This is a genomic window from Brachyspira hyodysenteriae ATCC 27164, from assembly GCF_001676785.2.
GTDB lineage: Bacteria > Spirochaetota > Brachyspiria > Brachyspirales > Brachyspiraceae > Brachyspira > Brachyspira hyodysenteriae.
In genome coordinates this window covers 1,902,131-1,915,783 of record NZ_CP015910.2, presented here as the reverse complement: position 1 = coordinate 1,915,783, position 13,653 = coordinate 1,902,131, and the positions used below count along the sequence as shown (strand labels likewise).

The window sequence follows — 13,653 nt, the reverse complement described above, 5'->3', positions numbered from 1 at the left end:
AAAGGATAAATTGAAAATGCAATAGTAATGCATAACAATGTAAAAATAAAACTTAATAGAAAATAAATCAAACTAAATATAATCATAATAGATAGTTTATTATAAAAATAAAAAATTATCAATATAAAACTTGATATATTGATAACTGTTTGTTATAATTAATAGAAATTTTTTGTAATTTAATTAATATTTATAATTATGAATAATAGGGAAAAGCAACAAATAGGAATTATAGTTAATGTTCTTAGAACTGATACTGATAGTATTTTAAAAAAAATAAATAGTATAATAAAAAAATATAATATAGAATCTATAATAATAGATTATGATATATCTTCTTACAACAATATAAAAAAAGCAGCAAAAGAATTAAAAAATGTATCAATGCTTATCTCTATAGGCGGAGACGGAACATTACTTTCCGCTTTAAAAATAGCTATAAAATATGATATATCAGTTCTTCCTATATATAATGGTACATTGGGTTTTATTTCAGAAATACCTCCTGAAGAGGCCTATTTAATATTAGAAGAATATTTTGAAAATAAAAAGACATTGTATGAAATAGAACCTAGAACATTATTATCTGTCAATATTTATTCAAAAGAAAAAGATATATGTAAAGAACATCTTGCAGTTAATGAATTAGTTCTAAGTAAATGTGATGGAAGAGCAATATACGTAAATATTATAATATCAGGAAAATTAATATCTTCTATAGTTGGAGATGGTGTTGTAATAGCAACTCCTACAGGATCAACTGCTTATGCTTTAAGTGCAGGAGGTCCTATACTTGCACCTACAATTGATGCAATATCTTTTGTACCTATAGCGCCTCATTCATTGACTTTCAGACCGCTTGTTATTCCTAAATGTGATAATATAGAATTAGAATTAACAGAAAAATCATTGAAGGCTATGGTAACTATAGACGGATATGATATATGTCAATTTAAAAATGATGATAAAATAAAAGCTAAAATAAGTAATAAAAGCTGTTATATATTTCAAAGTGCAAATAGATTGTTTTATGATATACTTAGAAACAAACTTAATTGGGGTAGATAATGCTTAAATATCTAGAAATTAGAAATTTTGTTTTAATAGATAAATTAAAAATAAATTTCAGCAGCGGTTTCAATGTACTTACAGGTGAAACAGGTGCTGGTAAAAGTATTATAATCAGTGCATTAGAACTCATAACAGGTGAAAAAGGCTCTACTAGAATGGTTGGAGCTAATGGAGACAGATTAATAGTCTCAGGAAATTTTTCTCTTCAATCATCTGCAGATATTGTGAAAAACAAATTAAAAGAATGGAATATAGAAATTAATAATGATGAGCTTAATATAAAAAGAGAAATTACTAAAGACGGAAAAAGTAAATCATTTATAAATAATGTAGGCGTTAAAGTTGCTGAATTAAAAGAGCTTGGAGACTTAATAGTAGATATACATGGACAGCATGAACATCAGTCTCTTTTTAATCCTGCAAATCATTTAAACTTTTATGACAGTTATTTAAATATTGATGACAAATTAGAAAATTATAAAAATCATTATAATAAGCTTACAAGATTAATAAAACAGCATAATGAAATATCTCAAAATAAAAATAATATATTAAAAGAAAAATCATTTTTGGAATATGCTATAGATGAAATAGAAAAAGCTAAATTAAAGCCAAATGAAGATGATGATATAAAAAATGATATTACTATGATGTCAAATGCTGAAAGTATAGCCTCATCACTTTCTTCTATTAATAAAGATATATTTGGAAGCGAATCAGGTGCATATACAAAATTAACAAGAAGTATTTCTGCATTACAAAGCGTATCAAAATATGACAGCAGACTTTCAGATATAGCTTCTCAAATAGAAGGAATAACATTAAATCTTGAAGATATAAAAACTGTTTTAACAGAAATAAGATCAAAAACAAAATTCGATCCTGAAGAACTTCAATCTCTTAATGAGAGACTTTTTTTCATTAATAACCTAAAAAAGAAATATGGCTCTAATATAAAAGAAATAATATCCTATGCTAAAGAAGCCAAAGAAAAATTAGACTCTCTTAATTTCTCAGAAGAAGATATTGAAAACTTAAAAAAGGAAATAGAAGAATTAAGAGAAAAAACTTCTATACTTGCAAAAGAAATATCTGATATAAGGCATAATAGAAAAGAAGATTTTATAAAAGCAATAGAAAATGAGATGAATGATTTAGGTATGTCATCTACGAAATTTGATGTTGAAATAACTTTAGATGAAGATGATGATGGTATACTCAATATAGACGGTTCTAATATAAAGGCTAATTCTACAGGTATTGATAATATAGAATTTATAATAGCACCAAATAAACAAAGTATGTTCCAGCCTCTTAGAAAAATTGCTTCAGGAGGTGAAATATCTAGGATAATGCTTTCATTAAAAAATGTACTTTCATTAGGCGATTACTGCGAAACTTGTGTATTTGATGAAATAGATGTGGGAGTAGGCGGAAGGATTGCAGAAGTTATAGGAGAGAAAATAGCTGCATTATCAAAAAGAAAACAGGTTCTTAGCGTTACTCACTTGGCTCAAATTGCAATATATGCTAATAATCATTTTAAAGTTACAAAGAATGAAGGCGATGATATTGTTACTTCAACTATTGAAGAGCTTGATGATAACATGAGAGTCAATGAAATAGCAAGAATGATAACAGGAAAAGAAATCACAGAAGCAAGTATAAAGCATGCTGAAGAAATGCTTGAACATGCCAAAAAATAATATATGCTTAAATAATAAAATATCAGTTCAAAATTACATATAAAATATTTCTAAACAATATATAGTTTTTAATAAATACCAAAAATACATAAAAATCAATTAAAAAAAATATTTTTTTCATATATATTTTTTATATCTTTAATATATATTTTTTAATAAAATAATTTAATAAATATTTTTAAGGATAATAGTATGTATACATTAGGTATAGATTTAAGTACACAAAGTATCACTTTAAGCATTATAAACTGTGAAAATTATAAAAATGAATTAAATATTTCTATAGCATTCAATTCACTGGAAGAAATGAAATATTCAAAAATGAATAAAAATACATTGTTAATAGATTCAAATATAAAAGGAAAAGCTGAACAGGATATAAATATTTTTTTAGCGGCATTAGATAAAGCTCTGTTACAGCTTAAACAACAATTCAATACTAAAAATATAAAAGCAATACAAATATCAGCTCAGCAGCATGGACATGTTTATCTTTCAGAAAAATATAAATCTAATATAGAAAAATTAAGAGAAAAATCATCTGTAAATAATAGTTTAGCTGAAATATTAAATGATTCATATTCCTATGATTATGCTCCTATATGGAGAACTTCATGCACTCAAAAACAAGCTGAAGAATTGAGAAATGCAGTAGGCGGAAAGGATAATATGATAAAAATAACCGCCTCAAATTCTCCTCTTAGATTTACAGGTGCTGTAATAAAATATAATTTTGATAATAATCAAGACTTATCAAAAAACACATACAAAATATTTTTATTAAATACATTTATAGCATCAATATTAACAGCAAAAGATAATATACCTGTAGATTTTGGAAACGCATCAGGAATGAGTTTAATGGATTATACAAAAAGGGAATGGAATGACACTTTATTAAATACTGTATCAAATGATTTAAAAGAAAAATTAGGAAGTATAAATGATCCTTCTAGTTTTGCGGGATATATAAGTGAATATTTTATAGAAAAATATGGATTTGACAGCGAATGTATAGTTGGTATAGGAAGCGGTGATAATCCTCAAACAAAGGTTTTATATAAAGGAGATATATTATCATTAGGAACTAGTTTTGTTTATATGCTTGATATTGATGAGAACAGCAGAGATTATTCTGGAGTATCAAATGCTATGTATGATGGAATAGGAAATCCTTTTATGATATTCTGCCGAACTAATGGTGCTATATTATGGGATGAAGTCATGAAATTATATACTAGAGATTATAAAGAAATTACAGAATCTCTAGAAAAAAATATTGATAATATGCCTCTTGTTCTATGGCAGAAAGAAAATGAATCAGTTCCTATAAGCAGAGCATTCCCTATAAAAAGATATCATTCAGCTCCTTCTTTTGATAATGATTATAAAGGAATAGTATTAAGTTCTTTGGGATTAGTAGCTTTATACTCTGAGCAATTTACTTCTTCGCATAAAAAAGATCTTGCTGTTACAGGAGGTCCTGCAAAGGATAAAGAAATATTAAAAATAATAGCAAATATTTGGAAATGCCCTATAAGAATACTTCCTTCAGGAGGTGCTTCTCTTGGTGCTGCTGTATCTGCTGTTTTATTATTAGGGAAAAAATTTTCATTAGATGATATAAGAAATTCTTTGATTGGCAATACAATCATAGAACCTGATGATAATCTTGCAAATAAATATCATGACTATATGATGCTTTTAAAAGAAAAATTTAATGAAATAAATAAAGCCGTACTTTGATTATATAGTTTTTTATAATGAATATAATGAAAAATATATTTAATAATAATTTTATTTTAAATGTATAAATTATAACTGCTTACATTAATAATCTTTAGTAATATTATTGATTTTGATTAAAAAAAGAATTTAATTATAACTGCAGTAGTATTATTACTTTATTAAGTATAAAAATTTATCTTGATTTGTAAGAATAAAATAATAATACAATAATGTAGAAATAAATTCGCTTGACAGATTTTTGTTTAAATAATATATTATTAAACTATAATTTAATTTTTAGTTTAAAAGGAAAAAATTATGCCTACTTATGAATATAAATGTGAAAAATGCGGACATGAATTTGAAGAATTTCAATCTATAACCGCTGAAGCTAAAGCAACTTGCCCTGAATGCGGAAGTGAAGCTAAAAGAATGATATCTTTAAACAGCGGTATAATCTTTAAAGGAAAAGGATTCTACGTTAATGATTATAAAAATAAAGGCGGCTCTAGTTCTTCAAGTGGTAATTCAGGAAGCACTCCTAATAAAAGCTGCTGAGGGGTTAAATAATAGCTTATAGGTTATAAGCACAAAAATATTTTATAATATAATTAATTTGTAATACTAGTTAGCTGATAGCTTATGAATAATATGTTATCAGCTATTATAATTTTTTTATTTAATTAAGATTAAAAAAGGTTATTAACTATTATAATATGGCTAAAAAAATATCTATAATGAATGTTTCAGAAGATGAATTATCTAAATTCTGTGTAGAAAATAATTTTCCTAAATTTCATGCTTCTCAAATACTTAATTGGATATATAAAAAATATGCAGTAAGTTTTGAGGAGATGAGCAATATACCTAAAAATTTGAGAAATTTATTAGATGAATATTACTTTATTCACAATTCAAAAATAGAAACTATATCAGAAGATGAATATGGTACACAAAAATTGTTAATTTCATTGTATGATAAGAAAAAAATAGAATCTGTTATTTTAAATAAAAAGGACAGAGTAACTTTTTGTCTATCATCTCAGGTAGGATGCGGTTATGGATGTGCTTTCTGTGCTACAGGAAGTATGGGGCTATCAAGGAATCTTACAGCTGATGAGATACTTGCTGAATTTCTACTTATGAGAGCTGTAACAAAAAAAGTTAATTCTATAGTATTTATGGGTATGGGTGAGCCTTTAGCAAATACTAAAAACCTTTTTAAAGCTATAGATACTATAAATTCATTCAAAGGTTTTAATTTAGGAATAAGGCATATTACAATATCAACTTCAGGGGAAGTGGCAGGTATAAAACAGCTAATAGAAAGAGATTTAGACTGCAGATTAGCTGTTTCCTTACATTCATTAAAAAATGATGTTAGAGATAAAATCATGCCTATTAATAAAAGATATCCTATAGAAAATCTTATGGCAATACTTAAAAGATATAGTAGAAATGGTAAAAGAATGATTACTTTTGAGTGGGTGCTTATTAAAGATGTCAATGATTCAGTTAATGATGCGTACAGGCTAGTAAATTTAAAGAAGGAATTTCCTTTTAAAGTTAATGTTATACCTATGAATCCTGTGGAACATGCTCCTGAATTACAAAGACCTAATAAGGATATTATTTTAAGATTTAAATCCATATTAAAAGATAATGGAATAGAAGTTGTTGAGAGATTTAAACAAGGACAGGAAATATTAGCAGGCTGCGGACAATTGGCTGTTAAAAACATGTAAATTAATATAGTATTTATTATTTATTTAAATAGTAGTATAATAGAGATGATTTGTAAAATATATTAAAGAGTAATTTATGGAAAAATTTAATAGTTCTCTATTTAGTAAAAGATATGAGGGATACAACTTAGAAAAAGAAATATGCGTTATCAATAGAGGAATAGTAGAAAATGATATATATGCATTGGATTTTCTAAGAGAGGCTAATTATACTTATAATAAAGATAAAGAATATTTTTATTCATTATATAAAATATTAGAGACTAGTAATAACTGCGGAATATATTTAATATTAACAGCAATTCTTCTAAAAAATGAAGATGAAAAAGCTAATTTAAAAATAGCAGATAAAAAAATAGATTTGTTAATGCAGAAAATATATGATTCTTATTATGTTAAATATAATGTAGTTGAACATTTAGGAACACCTAACAGTATTACTGTAATAAATGATGATATTATATATGAAGATGATAAGAGATATGATTTAATAAAGAAATTCCATGTAAAGAAATCAGCATTTGGTTATTTTAGTGCCCTGAAACCCTATACCCCATATCATATAAAAAGAGCACCTAGTAATAATGATATAGAATTTATAAAGAAATCCATATTGAATAATTACAGAATATATTATATTTTGTTATTATCAGATTACTCAAAAAAATCTAAAAAACTTCTTAATATAATACTTAAAACTAATAGCTATAAAGCATTAACTTATTTAATGTTAATAAGAAAAGAAGGATTTGCAACAACATATCAGGAAAGTTTAGATTATTTGACTAATCTTAATGTAACTTTAGCTGATATTATCATTTCTTATATATTCTTTTATTCTTATAATGATAGAATATCATATTATGATTCATTTGCAGTTCAAATAAAAAATAGGGAGTTTAATAGTTTCTTCTATTCTCTTATCAAAAAGAATTCAGAATATTTCGAAAGTCTATTTACAAATAAAAATTTTGTTAAAAGAGTTACAAAAAACAGTAAGAACTTTATACCATTTTTAAATGAGCTTTATAGCAAAGAAATAGATTTTGGATCAAGTAAAATATTATGCTCACTTTTAGAAAATAAATCTGCAAGTATTAGAAAGTCCGCAATAAAAATAATTAACCGTAAGAAAAAAGAATCTTATGAATATTTAAAAAGTTTGGATAATGATTTAGCTAGAGATATCTTAAAAAGATGGAAAAATAAAAAAATTATTAATTCAGGTTTTAAAGATGTTGATAGTATAGTTAATTTCGTAAATAAAAATTATAATAAGAAATTTGAAAAGAATCTATTATGTTTAGATGAATCTTTATTATATGGTGTAAAAAGCAAAAATTCTAATCAAACTATACCTATAATAATAATTAAATATATATACTTAGAATATTCAAGGCTCAAAGCTCCTACAAAAATAAAAGATTTAGATAAAATAATTTCGTATTTTGACTTTAATTCTTTTATTAATGTAATAAAAACTATATATGACAGATGGATATTTGAAGGTGCTGACACAACTTATAAATATGTAATGATTCCATATTTAGTATATGAATCAGATTATAAAATAGAAAAAGTTGGATACAATCTGAAAGAATGGTGTGAATCAGGAAGAATATCTCTTGCTAATTATGCAATATCTACATTGGCATTTAATGGAAGTCTTTATTCTCTTATTCTTATTGATTATATATCAAATAATTTCAAATATTATCAGATAAAGAATACTTCAAAATTAGCATTCAAAGCTGCTGCTAAAAAATTGGATATTTCTGAGGATAAATTATCTGATAAAATAATACTTGATTTTGGAATAGATAAAGAGGGCAAGAAATTATTAAAAGATGATTCATGCTCTTTCACATTATATATAAATGAAAAATTAGATATAGATAAAATATTTGATAATAAGAAAAAAGAATATATAACTAAAATAGATAAATCTAATAATATAAGTAAAAATTTATTAGATGAATTCTTTAGTATAAAAAATAATATAAAAGCTACATATAAATTTCAGGCATCAAGGCTTAATAAAGCATTAATGACAGGAAAAAAATGGTCATCTGATGATTGGAAAAAAATATTTGAAGAAAATTATATTATGAGTACATTAGCAGATATTTTTATATGGACCATATATAATAAGAATGATAAAATATTAAGACAAGTTAAATATGATAGAAAAGCAAATACTTTCTATGCAATAGATAACAATGAAGAAATTAAATTAAATAAACAATATCAATTATCATTAGCAAGCCCTGTAGAAATGACAGATGAAGAAATAAAAAAAGCTAAACAAATATTAACAGATTTAAAAATAAAACAGCCTTTCAATCAGATGCAGAATATTAATTTCTCTTTTGAAGATGGAGATATAAAAGAAAATATCATTGTAAAATATAGAAATAAAGAAGTAAAAATAAAGACTTTTAAGAATTTGAGTGATTCTCTTGATATGGAATTAGATTATGAGAATTCGTATATAGTAGGATATAAGATCATAGATTCATCTATATCTATTGGAATAAAAATTAATTTAATGGGTATGGATAATGCAATAGATGATAATGATATTATTTTATTTGGAGATATTGTATTCTATACTATAGATAATAATAATGAAATATTTTCATACAAAAATATAATAGATCCTAGAACATCATATGTAAGGTATGTAAAATATATTATGTTCAATATAGATAATTATATTAAGAAGAATGTGCAAAAAACAACAAGGACAGAAAAAAGAAATAGGAGAGAATCAGATATAAAATGAAAGCCATTATAGTATTGCCTACATATAATGAAAAAGATAATATAGAAAAAATGCTTAATAAAGTATTATCATTGCCTGAATATATAGAAATTTTAGTTGTAGATGATAATAGCCCTGACGGTACTGCTGGTATAGTAGAAAAATATTTATCTAATAATAGAGTACATTTACTAAAAAGAGAAAAGAAAGAAGGACTTGGACCTGCATATATCGCTGGATTTAAACATTCATTTCAATATAATCCTGATTATGTAATAGAAATGGATGCTGATTTTTCTCATGATCCTGATTTTGTTATTAAATTTATAGAAAGAATGGAAAATGAAAAATTAGATTTATTAATAGGATCAAGATACTGCAATGGAATAAGTGTTGTAAATTGGCCTTTAAGAAGACTTTTCCTTTCATATTATGGAAATAGATATGCTTCATTTGTCTTAGGTTCTAAAATTATGGATATTACAGGCGGATTTAAATGTTTTAGAGTATCTGTATTAAAAAATATGAACTTTGATAATATACTTTCAGCAGGATATTCTTTTCAGATAGAAATGAATTATTCTTTTGAAAGCAATGGATATAAAGTAGAAGAAGAACCTATAATATTTTATGAAAGAAGAAGCGGACAATCAAAGATGTCTAAAAATATTATAGCAGAGGCATTATTTAGAGTTATTCGTTTAAGATTTAGAAATAAGAAAAAATATTTTAATACTCAATCAAAATAATAATTTTTGAATGTTATAAAATTTATTAAGTTTATTTTTAATAGAATAAAATAATTGATTTTTATTAGCAATAATTTAAATTTATATAAAAAGTTATTTTGTTATAGTTTGATAAATTTATTTGTATTTATTATTGTAATAAATAGTACTAATTTTAAGGCTATAAACACAAGCAGCTAATAACTTTAGTTACTAGCTACTTTCAAAATAAAAAATTGTGAGCGTCTGACAAGTTTACTTGTCAGAGATTGGGTGCGAACAATTTTTATTAATAATAAAAAGTTTATAGCTAGCAATAATAAATAATTTTTATTCATAATAAAGGAAGATGTAATGTCATACTTTGAAGAAGGTTTGCAATTATTTAGAGAAACTCAGTTTGAAAAAGCTGCAGCATTATTTATTAAAGCTTTAGAAGAAGATAGAAATAATTCTGAAATATATAATTATCTAGGTATTACTAAACAGGCTTTGGGATTTTATGAAGAAGCAATTAATTATTATAGTAAAGGTATAGAAATAGATGAAAATTATGCTGAGCTTTATTATAATAGGGCAAACTGTGAATCTAATTTGGGACTTTATGAGGCAGCCATAAATGATTATGATAAGGTAATAGAATTAGTACCTACTCATTCAAAGGCTTATGATGACAGAGGATATGCTAAAGGTAATTTGGGTTATTATGAAGAGGCTATAAAAGATATTGATAAGGCTATAATTTTAGATAGTAATAATATAGATGCTTATATAGACAGGGCATTTATAAAATTAATGTCAAAAAAATATATTGAAGCTATAGAAGATTATAAAAAAGTTTTGGAGTTGGATGATACAGAAGTATATGCCTATAATGGAATAGGTGATGCTAAAAGAAGTATTGGGCTTTATGAAGAAGCTATTAGTTACTATAATAAAGTTATAGAAATTTCTAATTCAAATAGTTCTTATGCTTATAATAATAGGGGAGCATGTAAAATAGGATTAGGTTTGTATAATGAGGCTATAATAGATATAAATAAGGCATTAGAAATATATGATGAATATACAGATGCCTATAATAATAGAGGAACAGCAAAATATAATTTGGAGCTTTATAAAGAAGCTATAGAGGATTTTGATAAAGCTATAGAATTATCTCCGCAATATTTTTATGCATATAATAATAGGGGCAATTCAAAAAGTGCATTGGGATTATATGAAGATGCTATAGAAGATTTTAATATAGCAATAAATATAGAGCCTAAATATATTGATGCATATTATAATAGAGCAGTGGCAAAAAATAATATGGGTCTTCATAATGAGGCTATAAAAGATTATGATATAGTAATAGAATTGGATTCTAATCATATAAATGCTTATTATAATAGGGCTCTTTCATATTATAATTTGTCGGATTATGAAGAGGCAATTAAAAATTATGATAAGGTTATAGAATTAAATCCTAAATCTGCAGAGGCATATAATAACAGAGGATTTGCTAAATATAGTATTGGATTATATGAAGAAGCTTTAAAAGATTATGATAAAGCCATAGAAATAGATTCTAATTATGAAAAGGCTAAGAATAATAAAGAAGAAGCTTTAAAAAAATTATCTAAATAATTATATAGATAAAGTTTATCATAAAAAATATATGTAATAAAATAATAAAAAAACAAGGAGAATTAATCCCCTTGTTTTTTATATAATTAATTATTATTAAATATATTAGTTATTTTTTGCTCTCCAAGTTTCTTTTTCAAACTCGCCTTGTATAGGTATCAAAGATTCATCTAAATCTATTTTTAATACAGCATTGAAATTGTTAGTAGCCATCATTTGAGCAGCAAAACCAACTATAGTAACTATTTCAGAATCATTGAAATGTTTTTTAAGATTATTCATAAGTTCATCAGTAACACCATTAGGGTCTTTAACCATTTGCATACCTAATTGTGATAATAATTGTTCTTTTTCATCAAGTTTAAGATTTTTAGGATCATCTCCTATAGCTTTTAAATCTCTGATGAAGAATAAAGAACAAAGCATACATCCGTTAGTAGTAGAAACAGAATGTGCTAATATCATAGCAGCTCTTTTACCTACAACTTCTACTAATCTGTCAAATGAAACATACCAACCCATAAATGCTTCATAAGTAGCATAGTCGTTTAATAATGCTTTTTTCATATTTGTAACACTGCCGCTTTTTTTTAATTGATAGTCGAAAGCTTCTTTTACTTTTCCTTGAGCTTCTTCATATTCCATAAATTTAACTCTAGCCATAAATAACTCCTTATTTTAATTTATTAATAAAAATTTATGATTAATAGTTCTATCTATTTTATAATAAAAACAAAATTATGCAAAGTCTTTTAAATGACCTTTTGAAACTTTTTTAAATGCTCTTAAATAATATTTAATATCATCTAAATCCCTAATTGATAATACTTTATGCATTAAAAATTGCGGAGTAAAGCTAAGATTATAAAGTTTTTGTATCCAGCATTTGATTTTTTCTTCGCCTACATCAGTTTTCATTATAGCAGTACGCATATCATAATCTTCCCAATTTTCTGTGGTAAGCCAATTTTCTCTTTTACATTGATTAAATAATTCAGTACCAGGATATGGAATTATTATTGTAGCTTGCATAGTTTTAGCATAGCCTTTTAAAAGAAGTTTTTTTGTAAGCTCATAAGTTTTTTCAATATCTTCTTCTGTTTCCCAAGGATAACCAAGCATTACTGTGATATGAGGAGATAATCCTGCATCAGATGCCGCTTTACAAGAAGGAAGTATCTCTTCAACTTTATTTCCTTTTATGAGTCTGTCTAATGTATTTTGACTTGCAGATTCTAAGCCAAATAATAAAAATCTAAATCCTGCTTTTTTCATAAGTCTGTATTCATCTTCATTACAAGCACCGAAACGCATATTGCAGTCTATATTAACTTTTTTATTTAGTTTTTTATCTATCATATAATTACAGAAATCATTAAGCCATTTTTTTACAGGAAAACAACCTGTATCGTCCATTATCTCTCTTATATTGTATTTATTGTAAAGGAAATCCACTTCATCAACAACATTCTCAGCAGTTCTAGCACGGAAATTTGTATATATGCCAGTCCAAGAACAGAAAGTACATCTATGATGCCAGCAGTCTCTTCCCGCCATTATATAAGTTCCTGGTATGCGTTTGAAGTTTCCATTATCATAGGCGTATCTCTGCCACTCGGTTAAATCTCTGTCTATGAATGGGAGGCTTTTTAAATCATGTCTTAATTCAAAGAATCCTGTATTTTTTATAGTGTTTGATTCTCTGTAATATATGCCTTTTTCTAATTGAGCTTTGCCGTTTAAATATTCTATTAAATTAAAAAGCAAGAAATCATAGTCCCCGCCTGTAAGTAAATAATCCACTTTACAGTTATTCATAGTTTCATCAGGCATAGCAGTAACATGATCTCCAGCAATAACAACAATCATATTAGGATATTTTTCTTTTAGATCATCAACTATTTTCCAAGCCTTATATATAACAGGAGTTTTTACTTCAAAAAATAATAAATCAGGTGTATTAGAATCTAAATATTGATACCATTCTTTAGTAGTCATATTTCTAGCTATGGCATCAATAAAATCTACTTGATATCCTGCATTTTTTATCATAGTGGCTGCAGTAGCAGGAACAACAGGATAAATATATGTAGGACTTTTAAACCATTGAAATTGTCTGTTCTGTGATAATAATGCTACTCCTCTGTCGCTTTCAAATGGAGGATAGCCTATATATATTCTATTTATTTTATTCATAAATTTATTTACCTTTGTAATTATAAAAATTTATTATTATGTTTATTTATTAGATTATACTTTAATTAATAAAAATGTAAATGATT

At 25.2% G+C, this 13,653-nt stretch carries 10 protein-coding genes; 8 read left to right on the top strand and 2 right to left on the bottom strand.

Annotated elements, in window-relative coordinates; translation table 11 throughout:
- The first annotated feature begins 198 nt into the window (after nt 1–198).
- The 8 genes from BHYOB78_RS08360 (at nt 199) to BHYOB78_RS08325 (ending at nt 11,371) form a co-directional block, all read left to right on the top strand.
- Entirely contained in the window at nt 199–1,068 is an 870-nt protein-coding gene (locus BHYOB78_RS08360; protein ID WP_012670333.1) for an NAD(+)/NADH kinase, read from the top strand.
- Nucleotides 1,068–2,777 (top strand): DNA repair protein RecN, encoded by a 1,710-nt coding sequence (recN, locus tag BHYOB78_RS08355; protein ID WP_020063832.1) that lies wholly within the window; start codon nt 1,068–1,070, stop codon nt 2,775–2,777. The genes BHYOB78_RS08360 and recN overlap by 1 nt, the downstream gene beginning before the upstream one ends.
- Before the next feature lie 192 nt (nt 2,778–2,969).
- The gene (locus BHYOB78_RS08350) at nt 2,970–4,523 is read left to right on the top strand and encodes a xylulokinase (protein WP_020063831.1); all 1,554 of its coding nucleotides are present in this window, start codon (nt 2,970–2,972) and stop codon (nt 4,521–4,523) included.
- Between the two features lie 300 nt (nt 4,524–4,823).
- On the top strand, nt 4,824–5,063 hold the full coding sequence (locus BHYOB78_RS08345; RefSeq protein ID WP_012670330.1) for an FmdB family zinc ribbon protein: 240 nt from the start codon (nt 4,824–4,826) through the stop codon (nt 5,061–5,063).
- 158 nt (nt 5,064–5,221) lie between these two features.
- Complete coding sequence (gene rlmN / locus BHYOB78_RS08340; RefSeq protein WP_012670329.1) at nt 5,222–6,250, top strand: dual-specificity RNA methyltransferase RlmN; 1,029 nt, start codon at nt 5,222–5,224, stop codon at nt 6,248–6,250.
- A 76-nt stretch (nt 6,251–6,326) separates the two neighbouring features.
- Nucleotides 6,327–9,035: a DUF4132 domain-containing protein gene (locus tag BHYOB78_RS08335; protein WP_020063830.1), complete on the top strand. Its 2,709-nt coding sequence runs from the start codon at nt 6,327–6,329 to the stop codon at nt 9,033–9,035.
- Nucleotides 9,032–9,763 carry a polyprenol monophosphomannose synthase gene (locus BHYOB78_RS08330; protein ID WP_012670327.1) on the top strand — a complete coding sequence of 244 codons (732 nt, stop codon included), beginning with the start codon at nt 9,032–9,034 and terminating at the stop codon, nt 9,761–9,763. The genes BHYOB78_RS08335 and BHYOB78_RS08330 overlap by 4 nt, the downstream gene beginning before the upstream one ends.
- A 333-nt stretch (nt 9,764–10,096) precedes the next feature.
- Nucleotides 10,097–11,371, top strand: a complete 1,275-nt coding sequence (locus BHYOB78_RS08325) for a tetratricopeptide repeat protein (RefSeq protein ID WP_020063829.1) — start codon at nt 10,097–10,099, stop codon at nt 11,369–11,371.
- A 105-nt stretch (nt 11,372–11,476) separates the two neighbouring features.
- Here BHYOB78_RS08325 and BHYOB78_RS08320 read toward each other — a convergent pair whose 3' ends face one another.
- Both BHYOB78_RS08320 and BHYOB78_RS08315 read right to left on the bottom strand, forming a co-directional pair.
- Nucleotides 11,477–12,034, bottom strand: a complete 558-nt coding sequence (locus BHYOB78_RS08320; protein WP_012670325.1) for a carboxymuconolactone decarboxylase family protein — start codon at nt 12,032–12,034, stop codon at nt 11,477–11,479.
- Between the two features lie 75 nt (nt 12,035–12,109).
- Nucleotides 12,110–13,567, bottom strand: coding sequence for a B12-binding domain-containing radical SAM protein (locus tag BHYOB78_RS08315; protein ID WP_020063828.1), 1,458 nt, complete (start codon nt 13,565–13,567; stop codon nt 12,110–12,112).
- Nucleotides 13,568–13,653: the final 86 nt, after the last annotated feature.